General features: G+C 67.2%; 13 protein-coding genes and 2 pseudogenes. 7 read left to right on the forward strand and 8 right to left on the reverse strand.

Translation table 11 applies throughout. From position 1 onward, the window contains the following. Positions 1-211: 211 nt before the first annotated feature. Positions 212-397, reverse strand: coding sequence for a hypothetical protein (locus BM414_RS15735; protein WP_093580683.1), 186 nt, complete (start codon positions 395-397; stop codon positions 212-214). Positions 398-918: 521 nt separating this feature from the next. Between BM414_RS15735 and BM414_RS15740 the strand changes: the two genes are divergently transcribed. Continuing rightward, positions 919-1,140 (forward strand): hypothetical protein, encoded by a 222-nt coding sequence (locus BM414_RS15740; RefSeq protein ID WP_093580684.1) that lies wholly within the window; start codon positions 919-921, stop codon positions 1,138-1,140. 853 nt (positions 1,141-1,993) lie between these two features. Here BM414_RS15740 and BM414_RS28455 read toward each other — a convergent pair. The 3 genes and pseudogenes from BM414_RS28455 to BM414_RS15755 all read right to left on the reverse strand — a co-directional run bounded on the left by BM414_RS28455 (position 1,994) and on the right by BM414_RS15755 (position 6,133). Next, positions 1,994-3,073 carry a hypothetical protein gene (locus BM414_RS28455; protein WP_139245888.1) on the reverse strand — a complete coding sequence of 360 codons (1,080 nt, stop codon included), beginning with the start codon at positions 3,071-3,073 and terminating at the stop codon, positions 1,994-1,996. A 266-nt stretch (positions 3,074-3,339) separates the two neighbouring features. Continuing rightward, positions 3,340-4,116, reverse strand: a complete 777-nt coding sequence (locus BM414_RS30250) for a TIGR04222 domain-containing membrane protein (protein WP_093580686.1) — start codon at positions 4,114-4,116, stop codon at positions 3,340-3,342. 1,211 nt (positions 4,117-5,327) lie between these two features. Continuing rightward, positions 5,328-6,133, reverse strand: a pseudogene (locus BM414_RS15755) (IS5 family transposase). Between the two features lie 920 nt (positions 6,134-7,053). On the opposite strand from BM414_RS15755, the pseudogene BM414_RS15765 reads away from it, so the two are divergent. Next, positions 7,054-7,864: pseudogene (locus BM414_RS15765) on the forward strand (transposase family protein). 462 nt (positions 7,865-8,326) lie between these two features. Here BM414_RS15765 and BM414_RS15770 read toward each other — a convergent pair. The 3 genes from BM414_RS15770 to BM414_RS15780 form a co-directional block, all read right to left on the reverse strand. Continuing rightward, positions 8,327-9,808 (reverse strand): DNA primase family protein, encoded by a 1,482-nt coding sequence (locus BM414_RS15770; RefSeq protein ID WP_093580691.1) that lies wholly within the window; start codon positions 9,806-9,808, stop codon positions 8,327-8,329. Beyond that, positions 9,805-10,860, reverse strand: coding sequence for a bifunctional DNA primase/polymerase (locus BM414_RS15775; protein WP_175551621.1), 1,056 nt, complete (start codon positions 10,858-10,860; stop codon positions 9,805-9,807). The genes BM414_RS15770 and BM414_RS15775 overlap by 4 nt, the downstream gene beginning before the upstream one ends. Positions 10,861-11,055: 195 nt before the next feature. Next, on the reverse strand, positions 11,056-11,226 hold the full coding sequence (locus tag BM414_RS15780; protein ID WP_139245892.1) for an excisionase family DNA-binding protein: 171 nt from the start codon (positions 11,224-11,226) through the stop codon (positions 11,056-11,058). 525 nt (positions 11,227-11,751) lie between these two features. Here BM414_RS15780 and BM414_RS15785 point away from each other — a divergent pair. Continuing rightward, on the forward strand, positions 11,752-12,111 hold the full coding sequence (locus BM414_RS15785) for a neutral zinc metallopeptidase (protein ID WP_245784761.1): 360 nt from the start codon (positions 11,752-11,754) through the stop codon (positions 12,109-12,111). Positions 12,112-12,115: 4 nt separating this feature from the next. Continuing rightward, the gene (locus BM414_RS15790; protein WP_093580699.1) at positions 12,116-12,910 is read left to right on the forward strand and encodes an enoyl-CoA hydratase/isomerase family protein; all 795 of its coding nucleotides are present in this window, start codon (positions 12,116-12,118) and stop codon (positions 12,908-12,910) included. A gap of 46 nt (positions 12,911-12,956) precedes the next feature. Here the strand turns inward: BM414_RS15790 and BM414_RS15795 are convergent, their stop codons facing one another. Further along, complete coding sequence (locus BM414_RS15795) at positions 12,957-13,799, reverse strand: siderophore-interacting protein (RefSeq protein WP_093580701.1); 843 nt, start codon at positions 13,797-13,799, stop codon at positions 12,957-12,959. A 302-nt stretch (positions 13,800-14,101) separates the two neighbouring features. On the opposite strand from BM414_RS15795, the gene BM414_RS15800 reads away from it, so the two are divergent. From BM414_RS15800 to BM414_RS15810, 3 genes are read left to right on the forward strand one after another with little or no spacing between them, the layout of a single operon-like run. After that, positions 14,102-14,968: a hypothetical protein gene (locus tag BM414_RS15800; protein ID WP_093580703.1), complete on the forward strand. Its 867-nt coding sequence runs from the start codon at positions 14,102-14,104 to the stop codon at positions 14,966-14,968. A 3-nt stretch (positions 14,969-14,971) separates the two neighbouring features. Beyond that, a complete protein-coding gene (locus BM414_RS30845; protein ID WP_245784762.1) occupies positions 14,972-15,619 on the forward strand; it encodes a phage holin family protein in 648 nt (215 codons plus the stop codon). A 51-nt stretch (positions 15,620-15,670) separates the two neighbouring features. Continuing rightward, a complete protein-coding gene (locus BM414_RS15810; RefSeq protein WP_093580706.1) occupies positions 15,671-16,408 on the forward strand; it encodes a DUF3618 domain-containing protein in 738 nt (245 codons plus the stop codon). Positions 16,409-16,531 lie beyond the last annotated feature (123 nt).

The raw sequence follows: 16,531 nt of genomic DNA on the forward strand, positions 1-16,531 counted from the left end.
GGGTCCTCTTCCTCTCAGGCAGGTGAAGGATCAAGTCGCCCTGTAGGTGTTGGGAGCACCTGCGGGGCGGCGCCCTGGATGGGAGTGGCGCAGACGATTCCCCCCGCCGGTTCGGAGCGAGAGTGGAAGCGTCCGCCCGCGCCTTCGACTTCTCCTGTACCCATGTGATCCGGGAACCTCGGATGCGTGGAGAGGCACTTGCCCGCCCGCGTCACGGCTCCTCGTCGGTGATGGCCTGGAAGATTTCCACGCCGCTGTCGAGGCGGACGATGCGTACCAGACGCAGCCCGCTGACAGTCGGATAGGACCACTCAGCTGCGTAGGCCCCGCTGGGGTGGTCGGTGACCTCTACCCGCTCCGGCTGCCAGTCCTCGGGCAGCCGGTGTCGGCCGGTCACCGGTAGCTCCCGCGGCGGCCGCCGCCGTCGCAGCGCGTGTCCGGCGGCGATGCGCGGCCGGTACGGGACCCCGTTGGGATCATGGTTACCGGAGCCACCTTCGGGGCTGCGCCTCCCCGTAAAGGCGCGGCCGTCCACAGAGCGAGACAACTTAGTCCGTCAAGGGGAGCGAACTACCCGCCGCCGTCCTGTCAAAGACATGGGCATCCTCATCACTGGCCTGGGATCCGTGAGGCGTGCACGAGAGGGAAGTCGAGGTGCGCCCACTGCCATGTCTCGCAGCGCAAGAGCTACGCCGACCCGATCGGGCGGTGTGCGGCGGGGTCATGCATCGAAGCGCTGACTCGCTCCCCGCAAACCCGCTGAGCAGAGGACCTAGACACCTGCCTAAGTAGCATTGTACGTCCTGACTGGGATGACCGGCCGACCGAGGGACGCAGGAGATGCGCAGCGCCCGGGGACGGCGACGCCTACTAGGTACCGACCCACCTCATCGCGCATCTCATCGCGCAGAAGAGCGGATGCTGGTGGCGGTGGACCGGCACGACGCCCAGGACCCCTCCCGCCAATCGGCCGGCGGCGAGGTTTCCGGCGCCCAGCTGATCGGCTTCTACTGTCCGGTGTGCGGCTACCTCACCGCCCGAGACCGCCAGCCGGCGTCCGCGCCGACGTGTGCCGGCTCCAAGGCCAGGACCGGCAAGCAGCATGAGCCGACCCAGATGAGGATCCTTCCTTTCGACTGAGCTCTTTGGCTCGTCTTGTAGCGCTCAGGCAGCTTGGACGATCACGTGCGCCGGCGACGCACGAAGGGGAAAGTGGGAGCGGTGCGGTCCGGGTGCATGCCATCCGTGATGTATGGGGCAGCCCGACTTCTATCAGGTCAAGCGGGGCTGACGCTCAGTGGACCACTGCAGGTCTGCAGCTGGTCAGTCGCTCGATCGTAGTTGCGCTTTGAGATCAGGCCCCACTCGCACGAGACCCCAGAATCGCGCTTATCTTGCGCGAGCTCAGTAAGGATACTTCGGAGATACCCCCAGTGGACGCTTGTCACTCTTGTTGTGCAGAGCGCGATGAGCAGACGCGGAAGTGATGAGGATTTCCAGGATCGCGAGTACCGGCGAGCCGGTTCGGCGTCGCCGTCGCCGGATCTTTCTCCCGGGTGCACTCCTCGACTGTCGCACGCGGTCCTGAAGTGACCTCGGTAGCTGAACACCTCCAGGCTTGGTAGAAGCCAAGGAGGGAGGGCCCGGATGGGCCGATGGAGCAAGCATCCCGAGAAGCTTTGGCAGCGTGGCCAGCACCCGGTCGATGAAGACCAGTCGCTGCCTTGCACCAGCCCCAATCGCCCACCGGCGCGGCCAACCGTGCGTCGTGGCGCGCCCGCCAGCGCGGCCCCAGCTCGGCGACCAGCTCAACGAGCACTTCAAGGGACAGCCCGGTCACATGGCGATCGACGACAGCAGCGGCGCGGGCCAGGCTCCTCGGCACACCACGACCCTGCCCCTTCGTTCACGAGCAAGCCGTCCCGCTTACGGTGCACCAGGTCGTTAGCCGAGTCACATACTCTTGACTTGACCAGTCCGTGCAGCGGCTCAATTAAGGGCGGCCACCCAAGTGATTGGTAATTGCGGCTATGTCATCCGAACGAACTGCCGTTCGATGCTGTTGACCTTGAGCCCACTGCTCAAGTTGATGGAGAAGTCGTGACCACCAAAGCGCAGGCGCTCCTTCTGCCGCCCTTGAGCGCACCCTTGATCGATCGAAGGCAGACATCCCCACCGCCGGTAGATCCTGCAATACACCCACATTGGAGAGTGTGATCAATATCTGACTTGCCGACCAAGCGGTATGCGAATCCTCAAGGGCAACATACAGCGTCTGCACGGGTAGGACGTTTGCCTTTTCCTTCCAGTATTGTAGGTTGCGACCCATGAGCGCGTAGACGGCGGCCATAAGCAGATTATGCTTAGCCTGCTTGGTTAGATGCGGAGGCCACGGGCCGTGGAGAATTTTCGGCCAAGCATTCCAGTCTTGATGTTCGTCACCTTCGGTCGGAAAGAGCTTCGTTGCATTAAGAGCCAATAGCGTAGTGACGTCACTCGCCTGAGACGCAGAAAGGTCCTCGTCCTCGAGAACCTGCTCTAGAAGCCATACAGCGGTAGCGACCTCAACTTTGTCCGTTGCCCACAGGTCGCCGAGTATCCTTATTGCAACGGAACCTCCGTGAAGCTCCATCATTGTCGCTATGGCCCCGCCAACTCGGGCTTTCGGTGCATATTGGCCACTGTCGTCCGTTAACAGCTCTAGCAATTTGGCGACTGTATCTAGGGCGAGACGCTTCTCCGCTTGTGTAGCCAGATTGTGTTCGTGCTCCTTATCCAACTGCTGTCGGTGCGCAGCTTCCCGGGCTAGCGCTGTTGTGCGGCGATTGTGCTGGTCAGTAAGCAGTGCCCCAATCAGCGTCACTACCGCACCCAAGGCAACGCCAAGAAAGGCCCAGATACTGTTGATCTGCTGATTGGTTGGCGCGGCATTGGAGAAAAATTGCATTCTGACGAGCAGAGTAGCGGCGATCACGACGAGGGCGATCAACAGGATTCCAAGCGTCACCCACAGGCCTGTGATAACCGGCTTGGGGACTTCGCTTCCTTCAGGGGAATTCGATGATGCGGTCACATAATCTCTTTCCGAATTGCTGCTGACAGACTCCTGATCGGGGGCAAGATGAGCAGTGATTATATGGACTCGGTGCACCTCCTAAACCTCAACCAAGCCGTTGCTTTCACCACAGACTGGACATCGTCGAGAGGTTGTGGAGGAGTGAGAGATGACTCGCGGCTGGAAGCGGGGCCGAGGGCGCTAGTACTGCAGTCGCCGATTGCTCGGGAGGCGATGCGGGCCGCGGTGGCGTCGGTCGGCGCAGTCGGGTCGGTCCCGGTGGGTTAGAAGCAACCGCCGCCGTTCCCACCATCGCCGCCGCAGTCACCGCCGAAGCCGCCGCCCCAGCCGGTCCCGGCCCACCCTCCCGTGGTGCCGTCGTGGGCGTACGCCCCCGAGCGGCTCCGGCGGACCTCGCGCACGCTCGTGCCCGAGTCAGTCGGCAGGTGCGGCCGGGTTGGAGCGAAAACGACCGTCCGCAGGAGTCCGTCGTCCGCCCAGGCTCGGCGGCCACCGAGCGCCACTGCGAGGGCCTCAGAGCGCCCGACGACCGGCGGATCGGTTCGGAGCCGGCGGAGGGCACGTCGTCCGGCCCGGGTCAGCCTGACGGCCCTCCAGGCCAATTCGGCGGTGGCTTCCACGCCACCGCGCCGGGAGACCAGGCCGGCCTGCTGCAGGCCGTCGGCGAGAGCGATCAGCCGGTCGTCGGGGCGCAACCGCCGGACGATCGCGTCGATCGACCGGCGGGCGGGAGGATCTGCGGCGTCGAGCACGGCGGCCTCGACAGGGTGCCGGGAGCGGGGGTCGACCACGTGCAGCTCGGCGATGGACCGGGTGACCTGCAGGCGCCCGTCCTCGATCAACGCCACCACGGCGGCCTCAACGGCCCGGCGAGGCCCGCCGGCCAGATAGGCGATCTCGTACAGGTCGGAGCCAAGGAGGGGGACGTGCGTTCCAGTCATGTCCGCGTCCTTCGCGTCGAGGATCGAGAGGAGCTGCAGCGCCACGCTCACGGTGACACGCGCCCACCGGACGACGCCAGTGTGCTGGCGCAAGTGCACGCACGGTCACCACGGCGCCTCAGTCGACCCGGACGCCCGGGCGGTGCGGGAGCGGCGGCTGGCGCGAGAGCTGCGTCAGTCGCGAACCGGCGCACAGCTGCACGCCGAGGCCGTCGCCGCCCGGGCTCGGGGAGACGGCATCTCCTGCCAAGCGCCGACCCCTCTCATAGCGCAGAAGAGAGGATGCTGGTGGCGGTGGACCAGCACGACGCTGAGGGGACCTCCCGGCAACCGGCCGACGGCGAGCAGATCGGTTTCTACTGTCCCGTGTGCGGCTACCTCACCGCCCAGGACCGCCAGCCAGCGTCCGCGCCGACGTGTGCCGGCTCCAAGGCCAGGACCGGCAAGCAGCATGAGCCGACCCAGATGAGGATCCTTCCTTTCGACTAAGCTCTTCGGCTCGTGTTGTAGCGCTCGGCCAGCTTCAACGGTTACGTGTGCTGAACGCTGAGGGGAAATCGGGAGCGCTGGAGTTCGGGTTTGTGGTATGCGCAATGAACGGGAAAGCCCAGCACCGTAAGGTTCAGCGGGGCCGACACCGGTGAACAGTCTCAGGCATTGACCGATCATCGCTTTGATGGTGGTGGCGTATCGGTCCCAAGCCCTGCGCGCGCGAGAGCCGAAATTTCGCGCATTCTACGCGAGCTCAGTAGGGATAACTTGGAGCTACCCCAGGGGACGCTCGTCGGTGCTATTGTGTCAGACTTAGCAATCACAGAATAGCCAGTAGCATAAGCGCAGACGGTGGGGTTGTCGCTAGACAACAGTGCTGCGATGGCAGCGAGCAAGGGCTTCCTAGCTCACGGTGACTGGACACCGGTCGCTCGACACTGGTTCAGCACGTAACCAGGGCTACCGCCTGCGGCGGTGGAACCTGGCGCTTCCCCACCTTCCGCTGGGGGAGCCTTGTAGGTGCACACCTCAGGGGGCGGATCGTTGGAATTGGGCGAAGCTGGTCCGCCGGCGGCGGGAGTGGTGTAGTAGTTGGGATTGGCCGCCATCGCAGACGGAACCCCCAGCAGCAGTGGCGCCGCGACGGTGGCACCGACAATGACCATCCGAATTCTGCCTGCGCCCATGAGGACTCCTAGCCCCGAAACAAGCGGTGACGGTCGTCAGGATTCCCGTACGGTTGTCCTCGAACTAGAGGCTTAGGTCTGTGTCGCGCAGCCGTCAAGCCGAGAATCGTGGCCTGCGGCTAAGAAGTCGTTTCAGAACGACGGTAGGTGCCGGTAGCAGATCAGGGCGCAGGCCAGCTGGAGTAGGCCGAGGTGGATGTCGGCTCGGCGTTCATAGCGGGTGCGAAGGCGCTTGAAGGCGTGCAGCCAGGCGAAGCTGCGTTCGACGCCCCAGCGGGTCTTTCCCAGACCGGAGCCGTGCGCGACGCCGCGGCGGGCGATGCGCGGGGTGATGCCCCGGGCGCGCAGGAGCCGCCGGTACTTGTCGTGGTCGTAGCCGCGGTCGGCGTAGACCTCGCGCGGCTTGCGGCGAGGTCGTCCGCGGCGGCCGCGGATCGGTGGCACCGCGTCCAGCAGCGGAATCAGCAGGGTGATGTCGTTGCGGTTGCCACCGGTGAGGGTGACCGCCAGCGGGATCCCGCCGGCATCGCAGATCAGGTGGTGCTTGGAGCCGGCACGGCCTCGGTCGACCGGCGACGGGCCGACGTGGGCCCCCTTTGAGCGCTCGGACGTGGGAGCCGTCGACCGCGCAGCGGGTCCAGCTCCAGCACATCGCCGGCACGCAGCTCGGCCAGCAGCGCCTCGTGCAGGGCCGGCCAGACGCCGGCCTCGGTCCAGTCCCGCAGCCGCCGCCAGCAGGTGATCCCCGAGCAGCCGACCAGCCCGGCGGGCAACTGGTTCCAAGCGATCCCGGTCCTGAGCACGAACACGATCCCGGCCAGCGCGGCCCGATCATCGACCGGCAGACGCCCCGGATGCCAATGGCGACGCGGCTTCGGCGCCGGCAGCAGCGGCGCCACTCGCTCCCACATCCCGTCAGGCAGCAGTTCCTCGGTCACCCACCACAGCCTCAGCACGGCGGCCAGCATCCGAAGGAGGCGCGCCGGTCATTCTGGAACGACTTTTAAGAGCCGCACTCATCCTCGGCATCTAGGACCTCACGGATCTCCCGACTCCAAAGGCACCCATCCAGCCAGATCGCCCGTCACAGAGGCCCTCATGGCGTTTATCGACCATGTCTGGCTAGACGCGGAACTCAACCTGATCGACTCACTGCAGATAGGGCAACAACCTGCGCCGCTCTGCTCAAGCGCCGAGCGGTCAGAACTTGTCGTCCAGGCTGAACCGTAGGTGTGCCTCCACAGCCCGGGCATCGGCCGTCGAGGCGATGTATCGGCGCAGCATCCGCGGAGACCGCCAGCTGTTCAGCCGCATCAGGTCGGACTCGCTGCCCCCGTTGGCGTTCCAGCGGTGCGCTGCGGTGACGAAACAGATCCAACATCACTCGTTGGAGCGGACGTTTTCCGCATGAGGTGGTTGACAGAACGCTCCTCGTCAACCCTGCAACAGGTGGGGCCATACAGGGACGCGAGTCACCGTCGAGCTCGATCGTCGCGCCCAACAACCCGATTCAACCCCCCAAGGTTGATGATATAATTTGCGCGGGCGCGGGCGCGGGCGCGGGCGCGGGCGCGGGCGCGGGCGCGGGCGCGGGCGCGGGCGCGGGCGCTTGTGCGGGCGCGGGCGCTTGTGCGGGCGCGGGCGCGGGCGCTTGTGCGAAGCGGTTGATGTACGCCACGAGTAGTTTTATGAGTCACTCGCAGTAAGGTCTTCTCAATAGAATGGCGACGGAGGCTCACCTGGGGCGCCGAAGCGGCAGGTCGCCGGCGCACGAGGTATGTCACTGCATGAGGCGCGAGGCCCTGCGATTGAGGATCGGTTCTTCCTAGGGAACTGACCATGATCGCGAGGACCCCGCGTGGTCACCGACTCCGCCACGCTTGACGTACCCGCCGACACCGCGACGCAGCTGGTCGAGCTGCTCGTCGCCGAGCGGCGCCGCCGGGGCACCGGCATCGACGCTCGCCCGCCTCCTGCTGCGACCAGGCGGTGCTAGTGCTGCGCTGGTTCCGCGAGGACACCGGCATGCCGGTCCTGGCCCGCGACGCCGCAGTGTCGACCGCGACGGGGCACCGCTTTCTGCACGAGGGCATCGACGTACTCGCCGCTCAAGCTCCTGAGCTGCATCAGGTGCTGCAGGCCGGACGGGCCGCCGACTGGAGTAACGTCGTCACCCTAGACGGCACCCTCATCGCCACCGACCGCTGTCGAACGAAGAACCCCCATACCGGCCATGACCTGTGGTACTCCGGCAAGCATCACGTCCACGGCGGCAACGCGCAGATCGTCGGCGACCCCGACGGCCATCCGGTCGCGGTCTCCGACGTGCAGCCCGGCTCAAGTCACGACCTGGCTGCCGCCCGCGCCACTGGCATCCTCGGCGCGCTGCATGCCGCGGCCGCCCTGCTCGGACTACCCACGCTGGCCGACAAAGGGTACGACGGCGCCGGTATCGGCGTGCACACGCCAGCCAAGGGCGACCACCTGGCCCCGAGCACCGCGACCCGCAACCGACTGCTGCCCCGGCTGCGCGCCGAAGGCAAACGGAGCATCGCGCTGCCCAAGACCCGATAGAAGCGCTGCACCGTATCCGGCTGTGCCCTCAGCGAATCGGCGCCATCGTCGCGGCCGCACTTGCCCTGGCCAACGCCGAGCGGCCAATCCGGTGAGAAAACCTCAGTGTCCCGACGTGTGGCGGCAGCTGCTGCACTCGGTGGTCATTGCTACTCCTTATAATGGTGTGCTGGGCTGTCCGACCCACACCACAGGTCTACCAGGAATCACAGCACGTTCTGGCACGATGCGGCAGTCACGACCCGGTGATGGATAGGGGTGACCTAGACCACGCTCCAACCACTCTTTTCCCCCTGTCCTACAACTCTCCTACAACTCTCCTACAACTCTAAAAGTCCTTGTCATAGCTCTGTGCAACTCTCGTAAGTCTCTTTAATAGGTTCTGAAACTCTCCCTCGCATAGCAGAGACCAAAACAGACTCACGAGACTTGCAGCTACTCTCCGTAGACCAAAAATCTTACTCTCTGTAGAACAAAGGGAAGCGGCCCAACCCGCAGTCCCCGGAGAAACTGTGAGCTGGACCGCCATCTCTGTTGCTCGGGCGCACCCAATGGCATCAGAACCCGGGCTCGTTCACCTTTTGTTCACCACACTGGCTGGGCCGCCCACCTCGCCAGCCGGCATAGATTTCCGAGCTATCCGTAACAGGAAGAGCCACATCCATGACCCAGTTCTGTCGGTCCTCGGTCTCCATCCGGTACCTGCGCCGCTCCAACCTGGCCGTGAAATCGTTTTTCCGGCCGGGTGGGATGCTCTGAGGCTTGGCCCACTGGCGCCATGCTTCATACATCGCGCTCACCAGGACCCTCTGCCCAGGGGCTGGCGCGACCTCCTCATTGATCCACTCGGTGAGATCGTCCACCTTCTGGTTGTGCTCCCGTGTCTGATCGACAACCGCCTGCGGGACCTCCCTCAGCCCCCCGGCCTCGTACAGCTCGTACCCGTCCAGCACCCACTGGAGAACCGATGGCAGGTCTGACTCAAGAATCTGGTGCCCGAGGTTCACGTTCTCGTCCTTCTCGCCACGGAACTTCTTGATGAAGGGCACCACCCGGATCCGGTCCCAGGCGGCGTCGTCATCGGCGTCCAGGGTGGGCGAGTAGTTGGTGACGAGGACGAACGTGTGGCTCGGCGTGAACTCAAAGAAGTCCTTGGCCATGAACCTGCCCTTGAGCCTGTCACCGCCCGTCATGTTCTTCATCGCAGCCGTCTTCAGTGGCTGGCTCTTCTCCGTCTCGTGGACCATGACGAGACGCTGCCCACGGAGGCCGGCGATTTCTGTTGGGTGCCGTTCACGGGCACCGGTGGCAAGCAATAGGGTTGTAGGTGCGAGGCCGGCATAGGAACCAAGCGCCGCATGGACACTGTCAAGGAACGTCGACTTACCGGTGCCGGACTCACCGAAGAAGATTGGAAAAATCTGGTCCTGCACTCGACCGAGCATGGAGTAGCCGAGAATCTTCTGAGCGAAGCGGCGCACGTCAGGATCGGGTAGCACCTGTTCGATGAACTGATGCCACAGCCCGTCGTCCCGAGCGCCGAAGGTCGAGCAGCCGGTGATTTTCGTGTGCATCTGCTTGCGGTCATGCGGAAACATCTCGGAGGTCCGCAGGTCGTAGACGCCGTCGGGGGTGTTCACGAGGAACGGGTCAGGGTCCAGCTCTTCCACCGACGCAGAGATAGGTGGCAGGGCCTTGGCGATGGAGATGGTGCCGTTGATGTTGTTCGCCGTGTCAAGTATGGCCGCGTCCTTGTAGAGCTTGTCCCGCTCTTCGCCGTTGAGCCGGGCGACCTCCTGCATGGCCTTCTGCTTAACTTGGATGAGCGCGTTCTGCGGGGCGTCCTTGGGATCAGGAATCCAGCAGCCGTTCCGCCACACGAACCAGCCGACGTCCCTCACGTGGCGCAGTTCGTGGCCGTGCTCCTTGGCCATCCGGAAGGCCATGCGCATCTGCTTGCGGTGAACCCTAGCCTCAAGGTGGTCGGATGCCAGGTTCTCGGTGTCTACTTCGGCCGATAGGTTGTTGTCGATGCTCATGATCGAATGCCCTTCAGAAAGTTGTTGAGTGCTTCTACTGCTTCATCCATTTCGGCTTGCTTTTCGGCCTGCTTCTTGGCCCGATCCTGGGCGATGTACTTCTTCACCTTCTTGACCTTGTACTCGACGTCCTCCCTGGTCCACGGCCAGGTGGGGTCGGTGTTCTCGCACTTCTGGATATAGGTCCAGCAGCGTTCGATGGCGACCTCGTCGGGCTGGCCCATGTAGCCGAGCAGCTTGGTGGCCATTTTCAGCAGCACCTTGTTTTGGAACTGGTCGGGCGCGCCGTTCTGCTCGTACCACTCGATGTTGATATGGCCGTTCTCGTCCAGAACCAGGCCCTTGATGTCGACCGTGCTCCCTGTTGGTAGACCCTCCTTGAGGGCCGCCAGACGCTCTTTCTCCGTCCGGCTGGCCCCGTGCTTGAGGATGTCTTCTAGGAGTCCAGCGGGCGCTACAGCCTCTTCTAGTGACTCTCTGAGGTCTTCCCCGGTGGGGTAGTAGTCGCGGGTCTCGAAGCCGTACCTGAACCCTGGGAGCTGCCACATGTACTGCTGGTCGGCGAGCCCTTCACCCCTGGCCTCGTTGAGCTTGCGCTTGTCGTTCCACGAGGGGGCCAGTAGTACCTGGCGCTGCTCGCAGATGATGTCCACGCCAGGCAGCCAGCCGGTGACGGTGTCGATGACCGGGGCGGCGTCGGGCAGGTAGAGGTAGCGGTGGAATCCCCGGCGCCCGTCGCGGTAGGTTGCAGTACGGGCAATCGGCCCCTCAGGAATCTCGATGCCGGTGGCTTCCGACCAGTCGGCCAGTTCTTTGGCTGGGTTCTGCCCGCCCTTGACGTCGCCATCGATGACCAGTACGCGGCTGATGCTGCCTGTGACGAGGCCGGGGCAGTACGCCGGGTTCTGGGACCAGGCCTTGGCCACCTGCTCGGGTGTGGTCAGCGCGGTGAGGTTCCAGTCGTGCCAGTCGGTGCCGTGGATTTGCCAGGCGACCCGCTTGAGGCCGGGCTGGTTGGCGACGATGGGGAATCCGGCGCTGGCGTAGAACATTGCTGCGCCGCGTAGCCAGGTTCCTCCGGGTGCGTAGTCGATTGGAGGTAGCGCCAGGTCGGGGGTATACTTAAACATGGCAGGTCCTTTCGTGGTTGGGGGAGCTGTTGGGTTGGGTGTTGCGAAGGGAAGTGCCAGGTCTGTACACCTGGCTGGCCGCATCGGGCTTGTCCCCCGGTGCGGCCTTTCCCGTCTCTAGACGACTACTGGCTCAGCACTGGCTAGCGCGCGGACCTCGGACGCCTTGATGAGGACGTTGTGGCGGTTCCGGGGGTCCTTCAGCTTCTGAAGCTGGCCGCGCTCGAACATGCGGTAAACGGTCATCGCGGTGCAGCCGAGGATGCCTGCTGCCTGCTTGATGGACACGTATCCGTCTGGGATCGGGCGTCGGGTGGATGCCATGGGTTCTCTCCGCGTGGTGTTTGGGGTGCGGGATTGCTTGCGGAGAGAACGGTACCGAGCTTAAACGGACTCTAACGGCGCACTCCGCCATTCTGTCTACCCCTAAATGCATTTACGCAGGTCGGAACCGAAAAGATTTTTTGTCAGGTCGTAGCAGGAAGCCGGCACCCGGGGAGGTGTCAACCGCTAGTCCCGGAGTGTTAGACAAAATGGCAAGACAGTGGTGAGTGCGCCGTTCCTCGGGGACCATTCGAATCATGGAGGACCCCAAGGCGCTGTATGCCGCCGCTGCTGCCGAGGTGGTACGCGCCGCTCCCCCGATGAGCGAGGAAGCCCGACGTGGACCGCTGAGCCCGCTGAGCCGCGGATTTGATCAGACAGACTGACTACTTTGCCGGCTCGAGTTGACACGTTATTGCACCTGCTAAGACGATGGCCAGGATGTCTTCGTCAACCCTTGCCCACCTGGCCGGATGTTCGTGTCAACGAGTGCTATGCACCAACCAGCGGGTCACCCCCGGCGAGACCGGGGCGACCAGCGGCAGCGTGCGGCTGGAGCTGCAGGCCGACTGCTACGCCGGCACCTGGGCCAACCACGCCGAGACCGTCCCCGACGAGTCCGGGGCGCCGCTGATCACCGACATCACCCAGGACGACGTCGACCGCGCGCTGGACACCGCGGGCCGCATCGGCGACGACTTCATCCAGGGGGACCTCGGCGGCGGGAACGTGGACCAGGACACCTTCACGCACGGCTCCTCCGAGCAGCGCCAGCGCTGGTTCCTCACCGGCTACGAGACCGGCGACCCGGCGCAGTGCGACACCTTCGCCACCGACGACCTGGGCTGAGCAGGTGGCCGAGCACCTGCGGGTCGGCCGCGACGGCGCCGTCGCTGTCCTGACCATCGACCGGGCGGACAAGCGCAACGCGCTCACCGCCGGCATGTGGGCCGCGCTGCCCGGTGTCCTGGCGGAGCTGGCCGCCGACCCGGACGTCCGCGTGCTGGTCGTCACCGGCGCCGGCCCGAGCTTCTGCGCCGGCGCCGACATCTCCGACCTGCTCGGCGGGCCCGACGCCGAGGACCCGATGGCGGAGCTGCGCCGCGACAACCTCGCCGCCCAGGCCGCGCTGCGGGACTTCCCCCGGCCGACGATCGCCATGATCCGCGGCCACTGCATCGGCGGCGGGGTGGAGCTGGCCACCTGCTGCGACCTGCGCTTCACCGACCCGACCGGGGTTTTCGGCGTCACCCCGGCCAAGGTCGGCATCGTCTACACGCCCACGTCGACCCGCCAGCTCATGGACCTCGTGGGCCCGGCGACGACGCGCTACCTCCTCTACTCCGGAGAGCTCGTCGACGCCGAGACCGCGCTGCGCACCGGCCTGGTCGACCGCCTGCTGGCCGCCGGCGACCTGGCCGGCGAGGTGCGCCGCTTCGCCGAGGTGCTGGCGAGCCGCTCGGCGCTCACCCAGCGCGCGGCCAAGGAGGTCACCGCGGCGCTGGCCCTCGGCGGTGACGATCCCGAGGGAGTGGCCGAGGAGGTGGCCGGCCGCTGGTACCGCGAGACGATCGCCTCCGGCGAGCTCGCCGAGGGCGTCGCCGCCTTCACCGGACGCCGCGACCCGCGGTTCCCCTGGACGGGCTGACCGGACGGGCTGACCGGACGGGCTGACCGGACGGGCTGAGGAGCCCTCAGGCGACCGACAGTCCGGCGTCCTCGGCCTCGACGGCGGCGTTCCACTGCGGCTTCTCGGCCTGCCAGCCGTCCTCGGTGCTGCCGATCCGCCAGTAGCCGGACACCGACAGCCGCTCCCGCGGGGCGCCGAGCCCGGTGCGCACGAACCGGCGCAGCTCCCGCACGGCGCCGGCCTCGCCGTGCACGAACACGTGGACGTCGCCCTCGGGCAGGTCGGCCGCGAGGACGGCGGCGACCAGCGCCACGCCGGGCGCCGCGCTCCGGTGCACCCAGGTGACCCGCACACCGGGGCCGGCGGCGAGGTCCTGCTCCTCCTCGGGACCGGCCACCTCGAGGAAGACCTCGGCCCGCGCGCCGGCCGGCAGCGCCTCGAGCGCGGCGGCGATCGCCGGCAGCGCCGTCTCGTCACCGGCCATGAGGTGCCAGTCGGCGTCGCCGGCCGGGCTGTACGCGCCGCCGGGGCCGAACATCTGCAGCGTGTCGCCGGGCCGGGCCGACAGCGCCCACGGTCCGGCCACGCCCACGTCGCCGTGCACGACGAAGTCGATGGTCAGCTCACCGGCGTCGGCGTCCCACGACCGGACGGTGTAGGTGCGCGTCGCCGGCCACTGCTCGCGCGGGAGCCGCGCCTGCACGTCGTCGAGGTCGAACGGGGCGGCGTAGGGAGCGCCGGCCGGCGGGAAGAGCAGCTTGACGTAGGAGTCGGTGTGGCCGGGCGCGAAGCCGGCCAGCCCCTCCCCGCCGAGGACGACGCGGACGACGTGCGGCGTCACGTGACCGGTGCGCACGACGGTGCCCGTCCGGGGCACCCGCTTGCGGCGCGGGGACTGCTCGGCCACGAGGCCTCCTCAAGTCAGGTGAGGCACACCTTACCTCCGCGCCCGAGGTGACCGACGTCGGTTTCCGGACCGCCACGTCCGGGTAGCCCCTGGCCTGCGGGAACGGCGACGTCGCCGGGCACGGACTGCCAGCCGGCCGGCTCCCGGCCCGCCTCTCCCCACGGTCCACCGGGCCGGCGCGCCCCGCGCCGCCGACCCTGCTCCACCTGCATCCATTCGGGCGACGACCGTCGCCGGGATGTGTGTGAGTGATCCATTACTGGGTAGCGCCAGCCTCGACCGAGATCCACTCAGGAGGAACGATGACCCACTCCATCGACGCCCCCCTCCCGCCGCCGCCCTCCTCGGGCGCGACCGGCTACGGGGACACGAGTACGACCTCGACCACCACGACCACCTCCGGCTCGCCGTCGACCACCGACGTGGCGAAGGACGAGGCGCGCAACGTCGGCCAGACCGCGAAGCAGGCCGGCTCGCAGGTCGCCACGACGGCCGCGGACCAGGCGAAGAACGTCGTGGCCGAGACCAAGCAGCAGGCGCAGAGCCTGCTCGACCAGGGCCGCACCCAGGTCCGCCAGCAGGCCGTCTCGCAGCAGCAGAAGGCCGGGCAGAGCCTGTCGAGCCTGGCCGACCAGCTGCGCGGCATGGTCGAGGGCAACGCCCCCGCGCCCGGCCCCGCCCGCGACCTGCTCCAGCAGGGCGCCAGCAAGGTCGAGGAGTTCGCGACCCTGCTGCAGAACCGCGAGCCGGCCGACCTGCTCGACGAGGTGCGCTCCTTCGCCCGCCGCAAGCCGGGCACCTTCCTGCTCGGCGCCGCGCTCGCCGGGATCCTCGCCGGTCGCCTGACCAGCGGCGTGAAGGCCGCGCACAGCAACGACTCGTCCTCGAGCGGCCGGTCACAGCTGGCCTCGACGCCGTCGACCTACTCCTCGGGCAGCAACTACGTCGACCCGGCCCCCACCTACACGGGCTACGAGTCGGCCGGCGGTTACGAGACGACGACCGGCTACGAGACGACGACGGCCGGCTACGGGGAGCACTCGGCCACGCCGGGCACCCCGCTGCCGCCGCCGCCCTACGGCACGGTCCCGCCCGCCGGCAGCGTCGTGCCGCCGGCCGCGCCCGCCGGCTGGGACGACCCCGCCCGCCGTCCGGGCCAGGGGGTCTGAGCCGTGAGCTCTCCCTACTCCGGCGCCACGCCGGTGGGTGGCTCGGGCGGTTACCCGCCCGAGCCGCCGCAGCCGAACTACGCGGCGACCCCCGGCTACGACCAGGGCGCGACCGGCTACGAGCAGGACGCGACCGGCTACGAGCAGGACGCGACCGGCGCGACCGGTTACACCCAGGGCTCGACCGAGTACACCCAGGGCGCCGGTTACGACCAGTCCTACGGCGCACACGCCGGTGATCGCGGGACCCCGATGACCGAGGCCGGACGGCCGGAGGTCTCGGGTACCTCGGTCGGCGAGCTGATCAGCGAGGTCACCACGGACCTCTCGGTCCTCATGCGCCAGGAGCTCGCGCTGGCCAAGGCCGAGATCACGGTCGAGGCCAAGAAGGCCGGCCAGGGCGCGGGCATGTTCGGCGCCGCGGGCTTCGCCGGCTACATGGTGCTGATGTTCCTCTCCTTCGCCCTGTGGTGGGCGCTGGAGAACGTGATGGACGCCGGCCTGGCCGCGCTCATCGTGGCGGTCCTCTGGGGCGTCATCGGCGCCGTCGCGTTCGTCATGGGGCGCAAGAAGTTCCGGCAGGTCAACCCCAAGCCCGAACGGACCGTGGACACCCTCCAGCAGGTCCCCGGCGCCCTCAAGCCCCACTGACCCGCGGCCCGCGACCCGACCGGTCAGGCCACCACACACCCTGGAGCAGACATGACCAGCAGCAGTGACCCGGACGTCATCCGGCGGCAGATCGAGGAGACGCGTCGTGAGCTGAGCTACGACGTCGACGCCCTCAACGAGAAGGTCAACCCGGCCCGCGTCATCGACCGGCGCATGGCCACGGCGAAGGGCCGCTTCGCCAACGTCAAGGACAAGGTCATGGGCTCGTCCCACGACACCCGGTCCTCGTCGCGCGGCACCGCCCAGAACGCGCTGGGCTCGGTGCAGGGCGCGGCATCCAACGCGGCCGGCACCGTGCAGGGCGCGGCGTCCACCGCGGCCGGCACCGTGCAGGACGCGGCCTCCACCGCGGCCGGCACCGTGCAGGACGCGGCCTCCCAGGCGGCGCACGCCGTCCAGCAGGCCCCCGACATGGTGGTCCGCCAGACGCAGGGCAACCCGCTCGCGGCCGGTCTGATCGCCTTCGGCGTCGGCTGGCTGGTGTCCAGCCTGCTGCCGGCCTCGGAGAAGGAGAAGCAGCTGGCCCAGCAGGCCGAGAGCACGCTCCGCGAGCACAAGGACGAGCTCCTCGCCCCGGCCAAGCAGGCCGCGCAGGAGGTCGGCGAGCAGCTCAAGCCGGCCGCGCAGCACGCCGTCGAGGAGGTCAAGGGCACCGCCCAGGACGCCGCCCAGACGGTCAAGCAGGAGGGCCAGTCGGCCGCGCAGGACGTGCAGGGCCAGGCCCAGCAGTCCCGCCAGTCCGTGCAGAGCCAGTCCTCCTCCAGCTGACACCTGCACGACCCGCGCACCACCGCAGCGCCCCGCCGGATCCGATCCGGCGGGGCGCTGCCGTGTCCGCTCCTCCCCTGCCCGGGTGAGCCGTCGCTGCCCCGGCTGGACACCGACGGCCGG

The organism is Geodermatophilus amargosae, assembly GCF_900116515.1.
Taxonomy (GTDB): Bacteria; Actinomycetota; Actinomycetes; order Mycobacteriales; family Geodermatophilaceae; genus Geodermatophilus; species Geodermatophilus amargosae.

Coding starts and splice junctions, on each gene's coding strand:
- BM414_RS15740 (WP_093580684.1), top strand. CDS start 919: ATGCTGGTGGCGGTGGACCGGCACGACGCCCAGGACCCCTCCCGCCAA.
- BM414_RS15770 (WP_093580691.1), bottom strand. CDS start 9,808: ATGAGCATCGACAACAACCTATCGGCCGAAGTAGACACCGAGAACCTG.
- BM414_RS15775 (WP_175551621.1), bottom strand. CDS start 10,860: ATGTTCTACGCCAGCGCCGGATTCCCCATCGTCGCCAACCAGCCCGGC.
- BM414_RS15800 (WP_093580703.1), top strand. CDS start 14,102: ATGACCCACTCCATCGACGCCCCCCTCCCGCCGCCGCCCTCCTCGGGC.
- BM414_RS15810 (WP_093580706.1), top strand. CDS start 15,671: ATGACCAGCAGCAGTGACCCGGACGTCATCCGGCGGCAGATCGAGGAG.